The 21,775-nt window shown below is 38.0% G+C and carries 18 protein-coding genes; 9 read left to right on the forward strand and 9 right to left on the reverse strand.

The window, feature by feature from the left end:
- Positions 1-4: 4 nt before the first annotated feature.
- The 3 genes from yidD to rpmH are packed head-to-tail and all read right to left on the reverse strand — an operon-like array spanning position 5 to position 895.
- Positions 5-325: a membrane protein insertion efficiency factor YidD gene (gene yidD / locus ASC84_RS13450; protein ID WP_004718939.1), complete on the reverse strand. Its 321-nt coding sequence runs from the start codon at positions 323-325 to the stop codon at positions 5-7.
- Positions 326-334: 9 nt separating this feature from the next.
- Positions 335-727 carry a ribonuclease P protein component gene (gene rnpA, locus ASC84_RS13455; RefSeq protein ID WP_004718937.1) on the reverse strand — a complete coding sequence of 131 codons (393 nt, stop codon included), beginning with the start codon at positions 725-727 and terminating at the stop codon, positions 335-337.
- Positions 728-760: 33 nt separating this feature from the next.
- Entirely contained in the window at positions 761-895 is a 135-nt protein-coding gene (gene rpmH / locus ASC84_RS13460; protein ID WP_000831329.1) for a 50S ribosomal protein L34, read from the reverse strand.
- Positions 896-1,587: 692 nt separating this feature from the next.
- Between rpmH and dnaA the strand changes: the two genes are divergently transcribed.
- The 4 genes from dnaA (at position 1,588) to gyrB (ending at position 7,866) form a co-directional block, all read left to right on the forward strand.
- Entirely contained in the window at positions 1,588-2,979 is a 1,392-nt protein-coding gene (dnaA, locus tag ASC84_RS13465; RefSeq protein WP_004818188.1) for a chromosomal replication initiator protein DnaA, read from the forward strand.
- Between the two features lie 110 nt (positions 2,980-3,089).
- Positions 3,090-4,238, forward strand: a complete 1,149-nt coding sequence (dnaN, locus tag ASC84_RS13470; RefSeq protein WP_004718933.1) for a DNA polymerase III subunit beta — start codon at positions 3,090-3,092, stop codon at positions 4,236-4,238.
- Between the two features lie 24 nt (positions 4,239-4,262).
- Positions 4,263-5,345 carry a DNA replication/repair protein RecF gene (gene recF / locus ASC84_RS13475; RefSeq protein WP_004718931.1) on the forward strand — a complete coding sequence of 361 codons (1,083 nt, stop codon included), beginning with the start codon at positions 4,263-4,265 and terminating at the stop codon, positions 5,343-5,345.
- 52 nt (positions 5,346-5,397) lie between these two features.
- A complete protein-coding gene (gene gyrB / locus ASC84_RS13480) occupies positions 5,398-7,866 on the forward strand; it encodes a DNA topoisomerase (ATP-hydrolyzing) subunit B (RefSeq protein WP_056515533.1) in 2,469 nt (822 codons plus the stop codon).
- Between the two features lie 163 nt (positions 7,867-8,029).
- Here gyrB and ASC84_RS13485 read toward each other — a convergent pair whose 3' ends face one another.
- Both ASC84_RS13485 and ASC84_RS13490 read right to left on the reverse strand, forming a co-directional pair.
- Entirely contained in the window at positions 8,030-9,037 is a 1,008-nt protein-coding gene (locus ASC84_RS13485) for a putative solute-binding protein (RefSeq protein WP_056515535.1), read from the reverse strand.
- 1,003 nt (positions 9,038-10,040) lie between these two features.
- Positions 10,041-11,975 (reverse strand): ATP-binding cassette domain-containing protein, encoded by a 1,935-nt coding sequence (locus ASC84_RS13490; RefSeq protein WP_056515538.1) that lies wholly within the window; start codon positions 11,973-11,975, stop codon positions 10,041-10,043.
- Positions 11,976-12,429: 454 nt separating this feature from the next.
- On the opposite strand from ASC84_RS13490, the gene ASC84_RS13495 reads away from it, so the two are divergent.
- The gene (locus tag ASC84_RS13495; protein ID WP_004718922.1) at positions 12,430-13,434 is read left to right on the forward strand and encodes a putative solute-binding protein; all 1,005 of its coding nucleotides are present in this window, start codon (positions 12,430-12,432) and stop codon (positions 13,432-13,434) included.
- Between the two features lie 63 nt (positions 13,435-13,497).
- Here the strand turns inward: ASC84_RS13495 and tyrS are convergent, their stop codons facing one another.
- The gene (gene tyrS, locus ASC84_RS13500; protein WP_004718921.1) at positions 13,498-14,712 is read right to left on the reverse strand and encodes a tyrosine--tRNA ligase; all 1,215 of its coding nucleotides are present in this window, start codon (positions 14,710-14,712) and stop codon (positions 13,498-13,500) included.
- Between the two features lie 82 nt (positions 14,713-14,794).
- Between tyrS and ASC84_RS13505 the strand changes: the two genes are divergently transcribed.
- Together ASC84_RS13505 and ASC84_RS13510 are read left to right on the forward strand one after the other, a co-directional pair.
- Positions 14,795-15,922, forward strand: a complete 1,128-nt coding sequence (locus ASC84_RS13505) for an anhydro-N-acetylmuramic acid kinase (protein ID WP_035370790.1) — start codon at positions 14,795-14,797, stop codon at positions 15,920-15,922.
- A 193-nt stretch (positions 15,923-16,115) separates the two neighbouring features.
- On the forward strand, positions 16,116-16,958 hold the full coding sequence (locus ASC84_RS13510; RefSeq protein ID WP_056515544.1) for an alpha/beta fold hydrolase: 843 nt from the start codon (positions 16,116-16,118) through the stop codon (positions 16,956-16,958).
- Between the two features lie 70 nt (positions 16,959-17,028).
- On the opposite strand, the gene erpA is transcribed toward ASC84_RS13510, so the two are convergent.
- The 3 genes from erpA to ASC84_RS13525 form a co-directional block, all read right to left on the reverse strand.
- A complete protein-coding gene (gene erpA / locus ASC84_RS13515; protein WP_004718915.1) occupies positions 17,029-17,364 on the reverse strand; it encodes an iron-sulfur cluster insertion protein ErpA in 336 nt (111 codons plus the stop codon).
- A gap of 129 nt (positions 17,365-17,493) precedes the next feature.
- A complete protein-coding gene (locus ASC84_RS13520; protein WP_004818193.1) occupies positions 17,494-18,498 on the reverse strand; it encodes a putative solute-binding protein in 1,005 nt (334 codons plus the stop codon).
- A gap of 370 nt (positions 18,499-18,868) precedes the next feature.
- The gene (locus ASC84_RS13525; RefSeq protein ID WP_056515547.1) at positions 18,869-19,333 is read right to left on the reverse strand and encodes a hypothetical protein; all 465 of its coding nucleotides are present in this window, start codon (positions 19,331-19,333) and stop codon (positions 18,869-18,871) included.
- 202 nt (positions 19,334-19,535) lie between these two features.
- On the opposite strand from ASC84_RS13525, the gene ASC84_RS13530 reads away from it, so the two are divergent.
- Together ASC84_RS13530 and ASC84_RS13535 are read left to right on the forward strand one after the other, a co-directional pair.
- On the forward strand, positions 19,536-20,603 hold the full coding sequence (locus tag ASC84_RS13530) for an alpha/beta hydrolase (protein ID WP_004718910.1): 1,068 nt from the start codon (positions 19,536-19,538) through the stop codon (positions 20,601-20,603).
- A 300-nt stretch (positions 20,604-20,903) separates the two neighbouring features.
- Entirely contained in the window at positions 20,904-21,470 is a 567-nt protein-coding gene (locus ASC84_RS13535; protein WP_004718908.1) for a peptidylprolyl isomerase, read from the forward strand.
- Positions 21,471-21,775: the final 305 nt, after the last annotated feature.

The following is a 21,775-nucleotide window of genomic DNA, read 5'->3' on the forward strand; positions in this document are numbered from 1 at the left end:
TCTATTACCCCAAGTGGTTAGAGTGATTTTGGTTCAATAAACGTTCACGCAAGGGTACAGGAACATGAAGCGTTTGAGAATCTATTTGCTGAAATGAAATAAAACGAATTGTTTTTTTTGGCACAGGATCATAACCATACCCACCCCAAGGATGACAACGACACACGCGTTTGGTCGCTAACCAGCTACCTTTTAATGCGCCGTGCGTATGGATCGCTTCTAACGAATATTGAGAACAAGTCGGAATATAACGACAACGAGGTCCAATGAGAGGACTAATCGCAATTTGATAGAAACGAATCAACCAATGCAATAAACGAATCATTGGTATCCTCTATTTTTGAGGGGAAGATTGAGCTATTTTATGGTGCTTTTTAACAATGCGCTGCAATTTCAACCAAGCAAATTGTAATTGCTGAAAAAGCTCAGCATTTGGAACTGCTTCTATACCAACTTTAGGCATCACCACAATATCCAATAAATCTATATTTTGCTGGTTTAAGCGAAAACTTTCACGCGTTAAACGTTTTATTCGATTTCTTTCATGCGCACGGCGCACTTTCTTCTTTGCAACAACAATACCCAAACGGCTTTTAGGCTGTTCGGTGACTTTTGCTAAGAATATAAAATGGGGTTGATGCACTTTAAAAAGCGCACCATCAAATACATCTTTGTAATCAGCAGCGCAGTGGATTCTCACCTCTGGACTGAAACTATAAAGAGACATAACACCCAAGTCGTCTATCAACTGTCTAAAAAATTAAACAGTTAAACTATGACGGCCTTTTGCACGACGGCGAGCTAATACTTGACGACCAGCCTTAGTAGCCATACGAGCACGGAAACCATGAACACGCTTGCGCTTTAATTCAGATGGTTGGAATGTACGTTTCATATCGAAACTCCAAAATTGATCTTTTCTAAAGGTTCGCGATTGTATTGTGCATTCTTTATTCTGTCAATAAATATACACATTTCTTTTATATAGACGCTTTATTTTTACCCAGACAACAACTTTATATAGATTAAATTGAATAAATTATCAAAAATATATATTCACAGCATAACTTATTCTTTTATAATGCAAATAAGAGTTACGCACAGATATATCCTCAAAGTTATCCATAGGCTGATTCACAATTTAAATTTAATTTCTCAATTTTAAATTTAAAAATCGTATTGTTTTGAATTTAAATTCATAACTGAAGCTTTATCCACAGAAATCCTGATCCTTATAAATAAATTCAAATTTAAAATTTATATTTATTATTATTAGGGAGCATTTTTTCTGTGGAAAACCGCTTTTTTAAGATAAATAATAATAACTTACCCTGTGAGTATCCATGTTTCTATTAATTTGATGGATTGTGGATAACTTTCTGTGATAATTTATCCACAGCTTGTGGAAAACCTTATCCACAACTGCTTTGAATTTGAATTTATTTACAGAAGGTTGCTTTTTTGAGCGAATTAGATTGAATTAACCATGACAGATGTGGATAACTTGGTTAGAATGGCGACCCCTTCACCTACAGGGTAGGGGTAAATAGTCTTTTTTGAATTTAAAATTGAATGAAGGGGTTTCACATGCTTTGGACGGACTGCTTAACTCGCTTGCGACAAGAGCTCTCTGATAATGTCTTTGCCATGTGGATTCGTCCTTTGGTTGCAGAAGAAGTCGAAGATACTTTAAAACTGTATGCACCCAATCCATATTGGACTCGCTACATTCAAGAACATCATTTAGAACTGATTTCTATTTTGGCAGAACAATTATCTGAAGGTCGTATTCGTAAAGTCGAAATTTTAGTCGACTCGCGTCCTGGTGCAATTCTTTCTGCTGCTGAACAGCCTGCTACCACAACGGCAGCGCTTGAAAGTTCTCCAATGCCTACACAGCATGTCAAAGCCAAAAAAGACAAAGAATATGAAGTTGTTTCTGCAAAAAATGTGAAGAAACGACAACTTAACCCATTATTTAACTTTGCTTTATTTGTTGAAGGTCGTTCAAACCAAATGGCGGCTGAAACTTGCCGCAAAGTTTTAACACAACTGGGTGAATCTCAACATAATCCACTCTTTTTATACGGCCCTACAGGCTTAGGTAAAACGCATTTAATGCAAGCCGTTGGTAATGCATTATTACAAGCAAAGCCAAATGCGCGTGTGATGTATATGACTGCGGAAAGCTTTGTCCAAGACTTTGTCAGCTCTCTGCAAAAAGGCAAGGTTGAAGAATTTAAAAAGAATTGCCGTTCTTTAGATTTATTGTTGGTTGATGATATTCATTTGTTGGCGGGTAAAGAAGCCAGTCTTGTTGAATTTTTCTATACATTCAATGCTTTATTGGATGAATCTAAACAAATTATTTTAACCTCTGACCGTTATCCAAAAGAATTAACCGAATTGGATCCGCGTTTAGTCTCGCGCTTTTCATGGGGATTATCGGTTGGGGTTGAACCACCAGATATTGAAACACGTATCGAAATTTTGCTGAAAAAAGCCGAAAGCAGTGGCATCGATCTGCCTCGAAATTGCGCTTTATTTATTGCACAACAGGTAGTTGCCAATGTGCGAGAGCTTGAAGGCGCTTTAAACAAAGTTGTGGCAATCTCACGCTTTAAGGGTTCTGCAATTGATCTAGAAGTGGTTCGTGAATCATTGAAAGATGTTTTGGCGATTCGTGCCCGTACCATCAGTACTGAAAATATTCAACGCGTAGTGAGCGAATACTTCCGTATACCATTGAAAGAGTTGGTGGGGCCAAAACGCACACGTATTTACGCACGACCACGTCAGTTGGCGATGGGGCTTGCGCGTGAGCTTACTGGAGACAGTTTCCCTGAAATTGGGATGGCTTTTGGCGGTCGTGACCACAGTACGGTCATGCATGCCTGTGAAAAAGTGCAAAGTTTACGCGATGAAGATCCAATTTTTAATGAGGATTATAAAAACCTCATGCGCCTGTTACAAAGTTAAAATTTGTACAAATTATGCGCTTGCAATGCGGCATAAACTGCCGCATAGTACGTCATTAAAAAAAATTTATTACCCACATTTTTGTCATATTTAGTTAGAGGAATTCCACCGTGCGTTTGAAAATCGCGAAAGAGAGCTTACTTAATGTTTTGTCCCATGTGGTTGGAGCAGTTGAACGTCGCCATACTTTAAACATTCTTTCAAACGTGAAAATTCAAGCTACAAATCAAGCCCTTACGATTACAGGATCAGATTTGGAAGTGGAGCTTGTGGCAAGTACAACTCTAGCTGAAGGTGCATGTTTACAAGCAGGGGAAACCACAGTTCCTGCACGTAAGTTGGTTGATATTTGTAAATCTTTACCAGCAGCAGCTTTGATTGATTTGCAGATCACTGAAGATCAACGCTGTATTTTAAAATCTGGAAACAGCCGCTTTGTTTTAGGAACCTTACCTGCTGAAGATTATCCATTGTTAACCAATGAAAATAGCCAAGGCACTCAAGTTCAAGTCACTGAGCGTGAATTAAAACGTTTATTTGAAAAAACTTCATTTGCCATGGCTGTGCAAGATGTACGTTTTTACCTGACAGGTACATTATTGGAAATTGATGAAAATCAATTACGCGCAGTCACTACCGATGGGCACCGTTTAGCATTGTGTGAAACATTAGCGTCTTCAACCGCTGCACAATTGGTTCAAGCCATTGTTCCACGTAAAGCAGTCGGTGAGTTACAACGCCTTTTAAGTATTGAAGATGAGCAACTGACCTTGTTAATTGGTCGTGAATTGTTAAATGTTACCATTCAAACCTCTAGCCGCGACAAAGAACAAGGCGATATTACAGTACGTTTCACAACAAAATTGATTGATGGTAAATTCCCTGATTATCGTCGTGTGATTCCACGTGGTGGTGACAAAGTTGTAAATATTCCACATGATGTATTTAAGCAATCCTTACAACGTGTTGCGATTTTAAGTAATGAAAAATTACGTGGTGTATTCTTAAACTTTAATGCTGATTCTTTGCAATTACGTGCCAATAACCCTGAGCAAGATGAAGCGATTGAAGATTTAGCTATTCAATATGCCAATGCACCGATGGAAATGTCGTTTAATGCGCAATATATTTTAGATGTATTAAGCGTTTTAGATGGTGATGATGTCGCAATGACCATGTCGGAAGCGAATCAGTCGGTATTGGTACAAGATCCAACCCAATCTAATCAAACTTATGTTGTGATGCCGATGCGTGTTTAATTGATTTATTTTTAAATCATAGCCATGCATATTACGCGTTTAAATATACAACGTGTTCGAAACCTCAAGACGGTTGCTCTGCATGAGTTGCAACCGTTTAATGTTTTTTATGGACAAAATGGTTCAGGTAAAACCTCGATTTTAGAAGCCATTCATTTATTGGCAACAGGTCGCTCTTTTCGAACACATATCCCGAAAAATTACATTCAAAATAATCAATCAGACGCCATTGTTTTTGCCCAATCTTTGACTGAAAAGATTGGTATGCAAAAGCTGCAAAGTGGTGAGCAGTTAATTAAAGTCAATGGTGATACTGTTGCAACCCAAGGGCAGCTTGCCAAAATCTTGCCATTGCAACTGATTGACCCATTAAGTACTGATATTATTGATCATGGGGCAAAACCACGTCGCCAATTGTTGGATTGGCTCATGTTTCACGTGGAACCAGACTTCTATCATGCATGGCAATATTATTCTCGCGCTTTAAAGCAAAGAAATAGCTTACTTAAAACCAAACGTAATCTGACTTTGCTTGATTTAGAGCCGTGGAACAAAATGCTCAGTGATTATGGTGAAATGTTACATTCTCAACGGGTCGAGATTGTTGAGCAATGGAAGTTATATTTGCAAGAAGATTTGGCGCAGTTGCTACCCGATTTAAAGATTGAAATGGAATACAGTGCAGGGTTCCATGTGGAACATGGTTTGGCCAATGACCTGATTCAATATCACCAAAAAGATGTTGATCGACGTTATACCGAGTATGGACCGCATCGTGCAGATATCCGATTAAAAACCCCTTTAGGCGAAGCGGATGTGGTACTGTCTAGAGGGCAGAAAAAGTTGTTGATAATGGCTTTAAAACTATCACAAATTGCCATGTTACATGCCTGTAATAAAGAAACTGTGGTATTATTAGATGATGTGACAGCAGAATTAGATTTAAGCGCACAACAACGTTTAATTGAGCGATTGAGCCAACTTGGTAGTCAAGTTTTTATTACCACACTAGACCATGAATCAGTAAAAAAACATTTACATGATTTGTCTATTTCCTACCAGTTATTCAATGTTGACCAAGGTCAGGTAAGTGTTGTTGCAACATGATTTTAGATTTTAGCCAATTTTGGAAAGACCTATTTTTCACTAGGGAGAAACCATGAGTTCAGCAGATCAAATAGCTTCTCAAACAGAACCAACCATTGAAAAGGCTTATGATTCCTCTAGTATCAAAGTATTACGTGGTCTAGATGCAGTTCGTAAACGCCCAGGTATGTATATTGGTGATACTGATGATGGTTCAGGCTTACACCATATGGTATTTGAGGTCGTCGATAACGCGATTGATGAAGCTTTAGCTGGTCATTGTGATGAAATTTTAGTGACTATTCATGAAGATGAGTCAGTCAGCGTTGCAGATAATGGACGTGGTATTCCAACTGATATTCACCCAGAAGAAGGTGTCTCTGCTGCAGAAGTAATTCTTACGATTCTGCACGCAGGTGGTAAGTTTGATGATAATAGCTATAAAGTTTCAGGCGGTTTGCACGGCGTAGGTGTATCTGTAGTTAATGCACTTTCAAGCAAACTTGAACTTACGATTCATCGTGCTGGTCATATTCATCAACAAGAATATAAACATGGTGATCCGGTTTATCCGTTAAAAATTGTGGGTGATGTCGAAACCACAGGGACCATTGTTCGTTTCTGGCCAAGTACTGAAACGTTTAGCCAAACGATTTTTAATGTCGATATTTTGGCACGTCGCTTACGTGAACTTTCATTCTTGAATGCGGGTGTTCGTATTGTCCTACGTGATGAACGTGTTGCCTTAGAACATGTCTTCGATTACGAAGGTGGTTTATCTGAGTTTGTAAAATATATTAACCAAGGTAAAACCCATCTCAATGAAATCTTCCATTTCACCACTCAAGCTGAAAATGGCATAGGTGTTGAAGTTGCTTTGCAATGGAATGATACCTATCAAGAGAATGTTCGTTGCTTTACCAACAATATTCCACAAAAAGATGGTGGAACGCATTTAGCTGGTTTCCGTGCAGCGTTGACACGTGGCTTAAACAGCTACATGGAAAATGAAAACTTACTCAAAAAAGAGAAAGTTGCAGTTACTGGTGATGATGCGCGTGAAGGCTTAACAGCAATTGTTTCAGTTAAAGTACCTGATCCTAAATTCTCATCTCAAACCAAAGAAAAATTGGTGTCGAGTGAAGTTAAACCTGCTGTCGAGCAGGCAATGAACAAAGCCTTTTCTGAGTATTTATTAGAAAATCCTCAGGCTGCAAAATCTATTGCAGGCAAAATCATTGATGCTGCACGTGCGCGTGATGCTGCGCGTAAAGCACGTGAAATGACACGTCGTAAGAGTGCGCTTGATATTGCCGGTCTTCCAGGTAAGTTGGCAGACTGTCAGGAAAAAGATCCAGCACTTTCAGAATTATACTTGGTCGAGGGTGACTCTGCGGGCGGTTCTGCAAAACAAGGCCGTAACCGTAAAATGCAAGCCATTCTTCCGCTCAAAGGTAAAATCCTGAATGTGGAACGTGCACGTTTCGATAAGATGATTTCATCACAGGAAGTGGGTACGCTGATTACTGCATTAGGATGTGGTATTGGCCGTGAAGAATATAACCCAGACAAGTTGCGTTATCATAAAATCATTATCATGACCGATGCTGACGTGGATGGTTCACACATTCGTACCCTGCTTTTGACTTTCTTCTTCCGTCAAATGCCAGAACTTGTGGAACGTGGTTATATTTATATTGCACAACCACCACTGTATAAACTGAAAAAAGGTAAGCAAGAGCAGTACATTAAAGACAATGATGCTTTAGAAACTTATTTGATTTCAAATGCGATTGATGAACTTGAATTACGTGTCAATGCTGAAGCGCCTGCAATTCGTGGCGTAGCATTAGAGAAAGTGATTGCTGATTATCAAACCTCTCAAAAGAGTTTGCAGCGTTTAACTGTGCGTTATCCTGCGACCTTGCTGGATGGTTTATTGAGTCTTGAGCATTTTAAACTTGATCAAAATCATGACCAAGATTATGTACAACAATGGGGTGAAAAACTTCGTACTGCGATTGAAACAACGCAACCGAGTTTACGTCCAGTGTTGAGCTTGGAACCCTTTGATAAAGAAACTGCTGATGGGCTTAAAACGACGATTTATTTCCCGCGTATAACGATTTATGTGCACAATTTACCGCATAGCTATTTATTAGACGCGGGTTTATTGGCATCGGGCGAATATAAACGTTTATTGCAAAACTCGAAGAGCTGGTTCACCTTGTTAGAAGAAGGTGCTTATCTGCAAAAAGGCGAACGTAAAATCAACGTTTCGACTTTCCATCAGGTTTGGCAACACATTTTGACAGACTCACGTCGCGGCATGATGATCCAACGCTATAAAGGTTTGGGTGAGATGAATGCTGAACAGCTTTGGGAAACCACAATGGATCCTGAAAACCGTAATATGCTGCAAGTGACCATTGATGATGCGATTGAAGCCGATCGTATGTTTGCATGTTTAATGGGCGATGATGTAGAACCACGTCGTGCTTTCATTGAAGAAAATGCATTAAATGCAGATATTGATGCTTAATTAAACTTATTTTAATCAATAAAAGGGAATAAACCTCGGTTTATTCCCTTTTTTATAGCCCTTATTTTAATTTTGATAGTGCTACTGCTTCTATTTAAAACAAAAAAACCAGCTTCTCAAAGCTGGTTTTTTTTGTAGACTTTAGCTTATTTCATCTAAAGTATTATTCACCACCTAGCGTACATTCAAAGTTGGCTTTATCTACTGAACAACGTGCTTTTTTCAACACAGACATCATGCCTGAATCATAAATACCTTGTTTAGTCAGTTCTAAACGGCCATCACGCATTAACTTTTGATATTTCAGCTTATCTTCAGCGGTTAAATTCATTTTGTATTTTGCTGGAATAGTCGCTTCTAGGCGATTAATCATAGCAAAGCTTTTTGGCAAGTTTTTCACAAAATAATCACGAGATTTTTGACCAAAACCTGCAGGGAATTTTTCAGGACGGATGACAAAGTCAGCAGTTACTTGTAATACAGGGAAGTTAAACATTGCCCCATTTGCACCTAAACCTTTTTGAATTTCAAGCGGTTTGTAGGCATAAGCAGGCGCACCGACCATATCAACTTGACCATTGTTGAATTTTGCAACAAAGTTGGTGATATCTGAAGGAACTGCTTGTGCACCAACACGTTGTACTAGAATTTTTTGAGCGCTGTCATAGCTTAATACAGCAAACTTTTTACCAGCGGCTTTTTCAATCGAGTTGATATTTTTATCACGTACAAAAATAAATGCTGAACCAAGTGGTGCAATACCAGCAACTTCGTATTTTTTACCACCCAAGGTTGTGGTCATTTTTGCAGCATTACGCGCATCTAAGGCAAAAGTAATGGCTTTTTGTGCAATCGCGTTACTTGGCACACCACCAATAGAGTCGATTGAACCCACAAATTTATTGTATTGACGCGCGCGCATTGCAGTCATAAATACGCCATCGCATTTGCCTGCTTTAAAGTCGTTATCTGCAACAGCTTCATCTTGTTTTGGAATGAGATTGATATCAGCGCCCCAACTTTTTGCTGATAATGCCCATTCTTGCGCCATTTGAAATGACTCACCTGACTTACCTAATAAGTCAAATACGCAGACATCTGTCGCAGCTTGAGATGCTGAACTAAATCCAACGATTGAAGTTGCAGCAATAGCGAATGCAATTTTTTTCATATTTTCGTCCTTATCTATTTATCCATCTTTAGGAACTTTTCCATAAGCGCAATATTAATCAGCTTTGTTTGAAAAAAATAGAGCATTTACTCCATTTATTATTTTTTTTTTGACAATTATTGTGAATTAGCGACTTAACTCTCATTTCATCGACAATCTTTTTATAAGTAAATCAGTTTTTTAAGCCCGAGTTATGCTTTTTCATTACAACTTGTTCGAAATTCATGATCTATGTAATTTTAAATAATTTTGCTGAAATCAAAAAAATTAGATGAATGTTCATTATAAAAAGCGACGAACGGTTAAATTTTGCACTTGAATTTTGTTCTATTATTAACCAAAATGATGTTGATAAGTATGTGGGTAACTTTTTAATCAAGCCTAAATTCGATCAATACAGACTGATTTATTTGCATATAAAACTTCAAAATCGTTAAAAAATGCTGTCAAAGAATGAGTCAAAAGAACTGTTTTAAAATTTTAACTTATCCACATGTAATTGATAAAAAACATTTTTAAATTCAAATGAACTGTCCCTTTTAAAGCCTTTTTAGTTATTATTTAGTTGAGCTAATATGTTCCACGGTGGAAATTGCCTATTATAAATAAAAGTTATGATTGTATTTTATCGATTTGAAGATGCTTTTAGGCTTGGACGTGGCTGTTGGATGTGGTTTGGATGTTAAATAAAATAAGCTTATGATTTTTATTCGATTATTGTGTTAAAAAGCCTTCTTTTTGATCTGGGGAAATCTAGAGTAATGAGAAACAATACCTGAGCGTGTTTGCATAGCGTGGCTATGTATTGAATTACTGATGATTTATGAGAAGAGGTATAGAACTTTAAATTTTGTTGAGGCAATGAAGTTACGGTTAAAACTTTAAATAAAATATCTTTTATTAATTAACTTATTGATTTTTAATTATATTTTATTAAAAAGCTAGAAAGGCATTTGCCTATTTCTAGCTAATTTGAGGGGCTTGCTGTATTTAAAAGCACTTTTTAATCAAAAGAGCTTTCTAATGTTTCTAGTTCCATCATCAGTTCAAGCATTTTTTCTTCAGCTTGTTCTAATTTTACTTTTAACTCTGTCTGTTCATTCATGAGTTTGAGTAAATCATCTTTACGGTTTGCCTCATAAAGGGCTGAGTCTGCAAGTAATGCTTCAATGTCTACGAGTCTAGGTTGAATTTTTCCAATTTGACTTTCAATTTTCTCGATATTTTTACGAATAGGACGGCTCAGTTCACGTTGACGAGCTGCTTCTTTACGTTGTGCTTCTTTATCGAGTTTTGAAATACTTGGCTTTTCAACCACCTGAGATTGAACAGGTGCACTAGGCTGTTGTCCATTCTTGATCATATCGATACGTGCTTGACGTAACCACGTTGCATAATCTTGTAAATCCCCGTCAAATTCCTTGCTTTGACCTGCATGAACCAAAATAAGTTCATCACAGACTGAAGCGATCAGCTGACGTTCATGGGAAACTAAAACCACAGCACCTTCAAAATCCTGTAAAGCCATCGTAAGTGCATGGCGCATATCTAAATCTAAATGGTTAGTCGGTTCGTCGAGAATTAAAACATTTGGACGCAGCCAGACGATTAAAGCCAAAGCCAAACGCGCACGTTCACCGCCAGAGAAGCTTTCGCTTGGGGTGTCCATACGTTCACCACTAAAGCCAAAACTTCCTAAAAAGGAGCGTAATGCTGCTTCACTGATCTTTGGGTCAGCAATGCGAGAAAGTTGTAACATCGGGCTGGCATTGCCATCTAAAGCATCCATTTGGTGCTGGGCAAAATAACCAATGTTGAGTAACTCAGAATCTTTACGTAAACCTTGAATCAGCGGTAAATCACCGACTAAAGATTTAATTAGGGTCGATTTACCTGCACCATTCATTCCCAGTAAACCGATACGACTGCTTGGTGTAATTTGTAAATTTACATTGGTGACAATTAATTTATCGCCATAGCCAATATCTGCATGTTCGAGTGTGAGCAGCGGTGAACTCATTTTGCTTGGTTCACGGAAACTAAAGGTAAATGGATTATCTACATGCGCAGGGGCAAGCTCTTGCATACGTTCAAGTTGTTTAATACGGCTTTGCGCTTGTCGTGCTTTAGTCGCTTTGGCTTTAAAACGGTCAATAAATTTTTGTAAGTGTGCTTTAGCTTCTTGTTGCTTTTCAAACGCTTGTTGTTGTTGTGCTAATCGCTCAGCACGTGTGGTTTCAAAAGTAGAATAGTTACCAGTATATAAAGTCAGTACTTGATTTTCGATATGTAAAATATGATCTGTGATTGCATCTAAGAAATCGCGGTCATGTGAAATTAAAATGAGCGTGCCTTCATATGCCTTGAGCCAATCTTCTAACCATAAAATTGCATCTAAGTCTAAATGGTTGGTCGGTTCATCGAGTAATAGTAAGTCTGAGCGACTCATCAGGGTGCGAGCAAGATTTAAACGCATCCGCCACCCACCAGAGAAACTTGAAACCAAGAGTTCTGATTGATGCTCAAAAAAACCTAAACCGGCCATCAGTTGAGATGCTTTAGATGCAGCTGTATAGCCATGAATTTCTTCAAAACGGCTATATAAATGCGCTAACTCATCATTACTCAAATCTTCAGAATGGTTTAGTTTGTCTTGGATGAGCCAATATTCTTCATCGCCAGATAACACAAAATCAATAGCTTTCATATCTAAGGCTTTGATTTCCTGAGCCATATGGGCGACGGTCCATATATTTGGACGAGTTAAGCTACCGCTGTCTGACTCCATTCCACCCAAAAGTGCTGAGAACAATGTGGATTTACCCGCACCATTTACACCTGTTAAACCAATTTTCCAACCAGGATGAAGTTGCATAGACGCTTTTTGGAATAAAATGCGTCCACCACGGCGAATTGAAAGTTGGTCTAACTGAATCATAGGAAACTGACTATTGAATATCGGATGCGGTATAGTAAAGGATAAATGGTAGAGTTCAAAAAATGTATTTGATAAAAGAAGTGACAAAATGTCTTTTCTTGAGTGAAATGCACAATAAATTGGGTAAATAGGATCAATTCAAAAAAACAAACAATGCTTTATTGTGAATGCTTCAATAAAAAAAATGCGTATATCTTCCAAACCAACAGCAATCATTAGAATATTTTAATTTTAAAACCACTCAATAAAATCAGCTCAGCCGCTTATTTTTATCAGAATTTTGCTCTAAATTTTTTATTTCATCTAAAAGTTGGTTAAAAAACTAACACAAAATATCCAGTTTATGTAGAATTAATCACAGTATCACTTAAAAATGTGTAGTTAAAGTAAAAGACTCGGATTGCTTTTACATCTACAAGGATAAATCTATTTATAAAAATATGGACGTTAGATGATGAATAAAATAGGATATTTACCGATTGTTTTTTCAGTTTTTTTTTCACCTCTACTACAGGCAAAACAAAATGTGTGTGTGTTTGATTTACTGGGTAAAGCGGGTGAATCTTATAAACTCATGGAAGAATGGGCTTTAGCAGCCAAAGCATGGGGTGCTGATATTAATTTAACCGTGTATCAGTCAGAAGAAGCCGTGGATAAAAATTTTAAAACCAATAAATGTGATGCCGCGGCAATGACCACGATGCGCTCACGTGAATACAATAAATTTGGTGGATCTATTGATGCTTTGGGAGGAATTCCCAACAATGAAATTGCCAGAAGAGCGATCAACTATGCCTTGGATAAACGCAATGCAAAAAGATTGGTTTCTGAAAAAAATGGGGTCAAATATGAATTGGCAATGATTACCCCGATTGGTATTGCTTATATCTTTGTTAAAGATCGCGCAATGAATACTTTGGAGAAGGGCAAAGGTAAAAAGTTTGCCTATCTGCATTATGATCTTGCACAAAAGGTTGCCGTTGAGCGTGTAGGCGCAATCGGGGTTCCTTCTGATATTTTTAATTTTGTGAAAAAATTTAATGATGGTGAGGTGGATGCGATTGCTTCGCCAGCCTATGCCTATAAACCATTGGAAATTTATAAAGGTTTAGGTAGCAATGGTGCAATGTTTACTTATCCCGTAGTGAATGTGACTGCTGATTTAATTATTAAACCTGAGCAATTTCCAGAAGGTTTTGGTATTAAGTCACGTGAGTGGGCTGTGAAGCAGTTACCAAGTTCATTTAAGAAAATAGAAAAAATGGAAGCTGAGATCCCAGCAAAATATAAATTAAATGTGTCCAAGGATGATGCACTCCGTTATCAGAAATTATTGCGAGAAGGGCGGATTGAGTTAACAAAAAGAGGGGTGTACGATCCTGTAATGATGTCGGTACTGAAAAAAGCACGCTGTACGGTAGATCGCACCAACTTTGAATGTTCACTTGCAGGTGAATAAATTTATTCAATAAAAAAGCCATCAATGTTGATGGCTTTTCTGGTTTTATTGGCTTAGACGGGATTAATCGGTAAAGGTCACTTTTGCAATGGCTTTTTTACTTGCCTGAATAACCAAAGTAACATTTTCTTTCACAGTGAAGTTTGCATCCACAACTTCCCAATCTACTTTTACGGCTCCACGTGAAACAGCATCTTTAGATTGTGCTGAATTCTTGGTTAAGCCTGCGGCACGTAAAATAGACACAATCGAGATTTCTCCATTGTATTCACCACGAGAAATAGTCACTTCAGGCGTACCTTCAGGTAGCTCACCTTCTGTGATTAAGTTACCCGCACCTTTATGTGCATGTTCAGCAGCTTCTGCGCCATGGAAGCGTTCAACCAACTCAAGTGCAAGAATTTTCTTAATGTCTTGCGGATTACGACCTTCAGCCATTTCTTTGAGAAGAACGTCAATTTCGTCCATAGACTTAAAGCTGAGTAATTCAAAATAGCGTTCAATCAAGCTGTCAGGCATAGACAATACTTTTTGGTACATTGCGCCAGGGGCATCAAATACACCAATATAGTTGCCTAAAGACTTCGACATTTTATTAACGCCATCCAATCCTTCTAGGATTGGTACGGTAATACATACTTGAGCTTCTTGATCATAACGACCTTGAAGAGTACGTCCCATAAGTAAGTTAAAGGTCTGGTCTGTACCACCGAGCTCAACATCGGCTTCAAGCGCGATAGAGTCGTAACCTTGAACTAAAGGATATAAAAACTCATGAATAGCAATCGGTTGATGGCTATTATAGCGTTTAGTAAAGTCATCACGTTCTAGCATACGCGCAACAGTTTGCTGCGAAGCCAATTGAATCAAATCAGCAGCGGTTTTTGTTGCAAACCACTCAGAGTTAAAACGAACTTTGGTTTTATTTGGATCAAGAATTTTAAACACTTGTTCTTGATATGTTTTGGCATTTTCTAAAACTTGTTCACGCGATAGTGGTGGACGAGTCGCACTCTTACCTGTTGGGTCACCAATCATGGCGGTATAATCACCAATCAAGAATGTGACATCATGACCAAGATCTTGAAACGCTTTTAATTTGTTAATTAAAACAGTATGACCCAAATGTAAATCTGGGGCAGTTGGATCAAATCCTGCTTTAATTTTTAAAGGACGATTTTCTTTTAGTTTCTTCAGAAGATCTTCTTCAGAAATAATTTCGTGAGTGCCTCGGCGAATGAGGGCAAGTTGTTCTTCAGCCGGCAGGAAATTTGACATTACAAAAACCCAAATACTTCAGTTAGACTATTTGTGCGATATACTAACATTTTTTCAGCATAATGCAGGCGAAGAATATCTCATGACAACAATCTATATTGGCGTAATGACTGGAACCAGCATGGATGGCGTCGATTTTGTTGCTGCTTCATTTGATCCTTTACATATCCATGCCACGCTTACAGTCGCTTTTGATCCTCATTTACGCGATGAATTGATGGCATTGACCTTACCTGATGATAATGAAATCGATCGAATGGGTAAGGCTGATGTCGCTCTTGCAACCATGATTGGCAATGGCATTAACCAACTTATACAAGAAAATAATTTAGATAAAAGCCAAATTAAAGCGATTGGTTGTCATGGACAAACTATTCGTCATCGCCCAGAACACGGGTTTACTTTACAAATTGGTGATCCAAATATTATTACGGAAATTACTCAAATTCCTGTGATTTCAGATTTTCGTCGTCGTGATATGGCGGCAGGTGGGCAGGGTGCTCCTCTAGTTCCAGCGTTTCATCAAGCTTTATTCCAACATTCAACCATTCATCGAGTGATTCTCAATTTAGGGGGGATTGCCAATGTCAGCATGCTGCCTGCTGGTGATGAGCAGAATGTTTATGGTTTTGATACAGGTCCTGCCAATATTCTTATGGATGCGTGGTGTCATCGTTATACTGGGCAACCTTATGACGAAAATGGCAATTGGGCAGCTTATGGTCAACCGATACGTTCATTGTTAGATCGCCTTCAAGCAAATGAATACTTCTCTAAAGAACCGCCAAAAAGTACAGGGCGTGAAGACTTTAACTTGGAATGGTTAGATGAGCAGATTTTAGATTGGCGCAATGATTTAGAATATGATGAATTAGAAGATACCCCTGAAAATATTCAGGCAACGTTGATGAAACTCACGACACGTGCCATTAAGAAAGCTATTTATCGTTCACCTCTAGATACGGGTGAGGTCTATGTTTGCGGTGGAGGTGCTTATAACTCACATCTACTTGAACAACTCCGTTGGCGTCTACGTAAGCACAATTGGTCTGTACAATCGACTTCCGCACTGGGCTTAGCACCGACATGGGTAGAGGCAACTGCATTTGCATGGCTCGCCATGCGCTTTGACCAACAGTTAAGTGGCAACCTACCTGCTGTTACGGGGGCAAAAGGCTATCGTATCTTAGGCACGATTACAGCAGTTTAAAACTGAAATGATTGCTAAGGTGAGTGATACACCTTAGCAATCAATATTTAAAACAAGAACAAGTGCGGTATAGCAGTGTGAGATATTTTGTAGAACAATGATCGACCTGTTTAGCGCTGAGATTGTCCTTTACTGCTGTTAAAAAATAGTGCATAAGCTTCCACTATCAATAAAAATTAAAACTGAGATCACAATGAACTTAGCGATACAGAAACAGCGCATAGAATCATTTCAAAGAGAGGGTTTTAGCTTTGATGTGATAGATTCAGGTCCTTTAGATGGACAGCCTTTTGTCTTGTTACATGGTTTTCCTGAAACCAATAAAAGCTGGCAAGAAACTGCAGAGATCCTGAATCAAAACGGTTATCGTACTTTTGCTGTCAATCAACGTGGTTATAGTTTAGGTGCACAACCGCAAAACCGCCGTGATTATAGAAGTTCTGCTTTGGTTGAAGATGTAAATGCTTTAATCGATATGATCCAACAACAGGTTTATTTAGTTGGACATGATTGGGGGGCAGTGGTTGCTTGGGATGTTGCACAACGTTATCCTGAAAAAATAAAACATTTGATTACGATTTCTGTACCGCATAAAGCAGCATTTATGCGTTCGATGTTCAGCAGTAATCAATTGTTAAAATCTTACTATATTGGTTTATTCCAATTACCCAAAATTCCAGAATTATTATTTGAGAAATTACCAAAGTTGGGTCTGGGCTTATTAAAAGATTCAGGAATGACCGCAAAACAACTCGAAGATTTCCAACAAGACATCGTGGTGGAAAAGCGTCTAAGTTCTGCATTAAATTGGTATCGGGGACTTCCATTTAGTTCAAATAAAAATTTAACCCAACCAGTTTGTGTGCCGACTTTATTTATTTGGGGCAAACATGACTCAGCGATCGGTTCTAAAAGCGTCGCCTTAAATCATCATTATGTAAAAGCAGCTTATAAAGAAATTGTGATGGATGCGACGCATTGGATACCAGTGCAGAATGCAAAACAATTGAGCCAATATATTTTAGAAACGATTTAACCTTGATGTCCTAACCATAAAAATGCCCTCATAAGAAGAGGGCATGATTTGATTCAAAATATGCTTTGAATTAAATGGAGAATGATGAACCACAACCACAAGTTGTTGTTGCATTCGGGTTTTCTACAATAAAACGTGAACCTTCTAAGCCTTCAATATAGTCAACTTTAGAACCGACGAGATATTGATAACTCAACGAGTCAACCAACATTTTTACATCACCATTTATAAATTCAGCATCATCTTCATTCATACTTTCGGCAAAGTTAAAACCATAAGAAAATCCTGAACAGCCGCCACCCGTTACATAGACACGTAACATCAGATCTTGATTACCTTCGCTATCACGAAGTTGGCGAACTTTATTTGCAGCATTGTCAGTCAGCTCAAGTGCTTGGGCGGTCATGATATTGTTCCTCAGATTTCAAATGGCTTAAATGAAAAGACCATATATTCAGTATAACATACTCAATATATGGTCAGTGAGTGAACTTTAAAGTAAATTCAGACTAAATTTATCGGATTTAATCTAGAATTATTTGTAGTTCTCATCTTGTAGCGCACATTCAAAGTTTTTCGGATCGTTTTTACAACGGAATTGCCAAAGGATTTTCATCATTTGTTTGTTATAAACGCCTTGTTTGGTCAAGCTGATACGCGATTCACGCATGAGTTTTTGATAACCAGGTTTATCACCATCTGGAACTTGCATCCAGTATTTCGCCGGAATATCTGCTTTCATTTTTCCAATGATAGTGTTTGCACGAGGCAATTGCGTTTTAATCCAATCACGAGATTTTTGACCATAGCCAGCAGGGAATTTATCTGGACGAATGATGATATTACCTGTGACTTGTAGCAGTGGGTAATTCACAATAGCGCCTTTAGTCCCTAAACCCTTATGCAGCTCTAAAGGTTTAAATACCGCTGCAGGTGCACCAATAATATCAACCTGACCATTATTGAATTTACTGCCAAAATTTGTAACATCTGCGGCAACTGCTTGAGCACCAATTTGTTGAACCATAATTTTTTGTGCTTGGTCATAGTCGAGTACCGCAATTTTTTTACCCGCTGCTTTTGCAACGGTATTGATATTGCGGTCATTGACCATCAGGAAAGCATCACCTACTGGAATAACACCAACAACTTCATATTTTCCACTGGTCATGTATTTTGCAAAGTTTGGATTTGCTAATCCTTGCATTACTTTTACTGCGAGATTGAGATCTGGAATCGCACCAATTGCATCTAAAGAGCCGGTGAAACTATTAAATTGGCGGCCACGCATACCTGTGATACTGACAGCATCACATTTACCCGCTTTAAAATCTTCTGCAATAACAGATTCATTTGAATTCACTTTTAATTCCAGATCCGCACCCCAGTTTTTCGCTGCAAGTTGATAATCTTTCATTAAGGTAAAAACATCACCATTTTTACCCACTAAATCAAATACACACATGACTTGTTTTGCTTGAGTGGCAGATGTTGCAAGCAAAAGACCCGCAGCAGCAATGAGAGCGTTAGACCATTTCATTATTTTTTTCCTTTCCATGATCAATATTATTCATGTTCAATTGAATCGAAGAGCCTCGACCAATAGAACTTTGTGACATCAAAAATGTATTTAGTTTAGAAAATCGTTTATTGCTAAACCCAACATGATCTATTCTGAACAATCGATTTTCCAAATCAATTGTTCGAGTTCAATGATGAATTGATGTTATTGAAATCATTACTTGAAATGAGTCAGTTCGCAATGACCCAAATGACAAAATTTCCTCAGCAAAGAAGAAATGTCAGAAGCTATTAATTACTGAGGAAAATCATTACGTTTGCTTTTATAAATGAATAAATTGTTTGCTAAAAAGACAAAAGAATCTGGGTTCGCCCCAAATTCTTGAAGATTAATCTTTGTTGTGATCTCTGTTTTTACGCTCATCACGTCTTTTATCACGTTGCTGTTGTTGATTTTGACGATCACGCTGTTGCCACTGTTTTTGATCAGGTCGGTTGTCCCAGCGGTGGTCACGATTTGATTTATTGTTCCAATCTTTTCTATGTTGTTCCCATTGCTGTTTTTTCATTTGATCACGTTTGGCTTGTTCATATTGCCAGCGTTGTTTATCCCAGTTCTTTTGGCGCCGTTCTTGTTCAATGCGCATTTGTTGTAAACGATAAGCTCGCTCGCGTTCCCAACGTTGGCGATCATTGTTTCGGTCATATCTTGGATCATAGCGTTGTCCATAGCCATAATCTCGATATACGGGTTGCCCATAGCCGCGAGAGTCATAACCATCTTCAGGAAATGCAACACAACCAACAGCAATAATAGATGTTATGAATGAAACAATTAATGCTTTTATAGCCATAAGTTGTCTCCATTTAACAAGCAAAATAGCAAAAAAAAATTCAGATATAGCAAAATAGTCAATGACAAGTCATTTAACTCAGATTAGCGTATTTAAAAATTATATTTGTATATCGATGATGAGACTTGTATAAGATTATAGTCAGTCGATGCCTGATCATGTAGACAATATGAAGAATTTGAACATTTAAGGAAGAATCGTAATGGTTGCTTTTCAACGTAGTATTCATGATTTAGTCGAAAAAGGGCAGGGTTCGGCAGGTAGGGCTTTAGATCGTTTGCCTACATTCGCTCAAGAGTCATTAACCAAGTTATTGGGTTACCCGTACCAATTTCCTCAATTGGATAGTTTCACCAAATGTTTGATGGCAGCTCAACTTAAACAGGGCAAAGTAGGTTTTATTGGCGCAGATGTAGAGCGCTCTAGAAAGCAATTTGAATCACAAATGCAATCTATTATAAACAAACCGACCCATATCCAATTTGTTGAAGATATTCGTCTTCCGTTGCAAAGTGGCAGCGTCTATGCACGCCATTACCATCCTGCACCAAATAAAAAATTGCCAATGATTGTATTTTATCATGGCGGTGGTTTTGTGGTAGGTAGTGTAGACACCCATGATGAAGTGTGTCGCTTAATTGCTGCTCATGCAAAAGTTCAGGTTTTAAGTATTGAATATCCACTCGCACCTGAAGTTGGCCCACGTGACTTAATTCAATCTTGTGAAGATGCTTTGGCTTGGGTGTATCAAAATCGCCGTCAATTTAAAATTCTCAAAAACCGGATTGCGGTTGCAGGAGATAGCGCGGGCGGAAATATTAGCGCTGTTGTTGCACAACGCACAGTCAATACAGTGTTTGCGCCTCAAGCCCAGTTCTTGATTTATCCTGCCGTTGATTTTAAGAGTCGACATCCATCTTTCTTTGCTTATAAAGATGGCTTGGTGTTGACAGGCTCAGATATTGATTATGTGACCGACTATTATGCGACGCGTTTTAATATGGCATTGGATGATCCAATCATTTCACCGACCAATGGCCAGCTAAAGAAACTTGCCCCTGCATTTGTAGTAACGGCTGGACATGATCTTTTGCACGATGAAGGTAAAATTTATGCTTATAAGTTACGTCAAAATGGCGTAAAGGTTCATTATCAGGATTATGAAGATCAAACCCACGGATTTATTAATTTAACCCCTGTTTCACGTAAAGCTAAAAAATACGTTATAGAGATGAGTAAAGAGTTCCGTAAATTCTGGGATAAGCAATAACACAATATCATCTTGTACAAGTCACTTTTGTTTCACGTGGAACAAAAGTGATTGATTGAAAAATAATCAAAAAAAGTAATCGCTCTATAAAAGCTAACAACAATAACTTAGCTATACTGCTTTCTTGCTTATAAAGCATCATCAACATATTCAACAACCAGCAAGGTTTATGACAGCTATATAGATATAGTCGTGAATACTGTTGAGTATTGGTAAACGTGTTTAAATGTCATTTTTCAACAGAATAAAAGCAGACTACTATGAGAGGCTTATTAATTTAAAATGTTTAAGGAAAAGAGAATGATCAAAAAAATAGGCATCGGTCTTGCTTTAGTGGTTTTGGTGAATCAAGCGTTCGCCAATACAGATATGCAAATTAAAACCAATTTAGGCAACATCAATATAGAGCTTTATGATGATCAAGCACCGATATCAGTAAAAAATTTTAAGAGCTATGTAAATAGTCAATTTTACAACGGCACCATTTTCCATCGTGTTATCCCTGGTTTTATGATTCAAGGCGGTGGCTTTGATAGCAACATGAAAGAGAAGGCTACTCAACCAGCGATCCAGAATGAATCTAGCAATGGCTTAAAGAACGTTCGTGGGACTTTGGCTATGGCACGGACTAATGCGCCAAACTCTGCAACCAGTCAATTCTTTATTAATGTTGCAAATAACGACTTTTTAAATAAGTCTGCTGGAAACCCTGGGTACGCCGTATTTGGTAAGGTGACACAAGGACTGGATATCGTCGATAAAATTGTACAGACACCAACACAAACAGTGGGTATGCACCAAGATGTACCTAAACAAGCTGTAAAAATCATCAGTATTCAAACAATAAAAACAAATGTGAAAAAATAGTTAAAAAATAAAGCAGAAATATTTTGTTCATATTTCTGCTTTAATATTAAAAGCTTACGCGACAAAAAGCCTAAAAATGAACCAAAACAGTGCATAAAAATACAACACTCAATAAAACAATCAGTTAAAAGCACTTGCGTGTGTAAGAAATTGCCCTATAATGAGCTCATCCCGACGCGATACAGCAAACGAACTTGGCTTAGAGGGTTAAGTTGTTAAATGTTTATTGCGTCTTATTTATCACTGACGAAGTGATAAATTAATCATTAAGAGAATATGAAGAACAACTTGTGTGGATTTTTACT

This window comes from Acinetobacter sp. Root1280 (assembly GCF_001425285.1).
GTDB lineage: Bacteria > Pseudomonadota > Gammaproteobacteria > Pseudomonadales > Moraxellaceae > Acinetobacter > Acinetobacter guillouiae.

Excerpts from the sequence above, each read along its gene's own strand:
- yidD (WP_004718939.1), bottom strand. The coding sequence starts at position 325 with ATGATTCGTTTATTGCATTGGTTGATTCGTTTCTATCAAATTGCGATT.
- rnpA (WP_004718937.1), bottom strand. The coding sequence starts at position 727 with ATGTCTCTTTATAGTTTCAGTCCAGAGGTGAGAATCCACTGCGCTGCT.
- rpmH (WP_000831329.1), bottom strand. The coding sequence starts at position 895 with ATGAAACGTACATTCCAACCATCTGAATTAAAGCGCAAGCGTGTTCAT.
- dnaA (WP_004818188.1), top strand. The coding sequence starts at position 1,588 with ATGCTTTGGACGGACTGCTTAACTCGCTTGCGACAAGAGCTCTCTGAT.
- recF (WP_004718931.1), top strand. The coding sequence starts at position 4,263 with ATGCATATTACGCGTTTAAATATACAACGTGTTCGAAACCTCAAGACG.
- gyrB (WP_056515533.1), top strand. The coding sequence starts at position 5,398 with ATGAGTTCAGCAGATCAAATAGCTTCTCAAACAGAACCAACCATTGAA.
- ASC84_RS13485 (WP_056515535.1), bottom strand. The coding sequence starts at position 9,037 with ATGAAAAAAATTGCATTCGCTATTGCTGCAACTTCAATCGTTGGATTT.
- ASC84_RS13490 (WP_056515538.1), bottom strand. The coding sequence starts at position 11,975 with ATGATTCAGTTAGACCAACTTTCAATTCGCCGTGGTGGACGCATTTTA.
- ASC84_RS13495 (WP_004718922.1), top strand. The coding sequence starts at position 12,430 with ATGAATAAAATAGGATATTTACCGATTGTTTTTTCAGTTTTTTTTTCA.
- tyrS (WP_004718921.1), bottom strand. The coding sequence starts at position 14,712 with ATGTCAAATTTCCTGCCGGCTGAAGAACAACTTGCCCTCATTCGCCGA.
- ASC84_RS13505 (WP_035370790.1), top strand. The coding sequence starts at position 14,795 with ATGACAACAATCTATATTGGCGTAATGACTGGAACCAGCATGGATGGC.
- ASC84_RS13510 (WP_056515544.1), top strand. The coding sequence starts at position 16,116 with ATGAACTTAGCGATACAGAAACAGCGCATAGAATCATTTCAAAGAGAG.
- erpA (WP_004718915.1), bottom strand. The coding sequence starts at position 17,364 with ATGACCGCCCAAGCACTTGAGCTGACTGACAATGCTGCAAATAAAGTT.
- ASC84_RS13520 (WP_004818193.1), bottom strand. The coding sequence starts at position 18,498 with ATGAAATGGTCTAACGCTCTCATTGCTGCTGCGGGTCTTTTGCTTGCA.
- ASC84_RS13525 (WP_056515547.1), bottom strand. The coding sequence starts at position 19,333 with ATGGCTATAAAAGCATTAATTGTTTCATTCATAACATCTATTATTGCT.
- ASC84_RS13530 (WP_004718910.1), top strand. The coding sequence starts at position 19,536 with ATGGTTGCTTTTCAACGTAGTATTCATGATTTAGTCGAAAAAGGGCAG.
- ASC84_RS13535 (WP_004718908.1), top strand. The coding sequence starts at position 20,904 with ATGATCAAAAAAATAGGCATCGGTCTTGCTTTAGTGGTTTTGGTGAAT.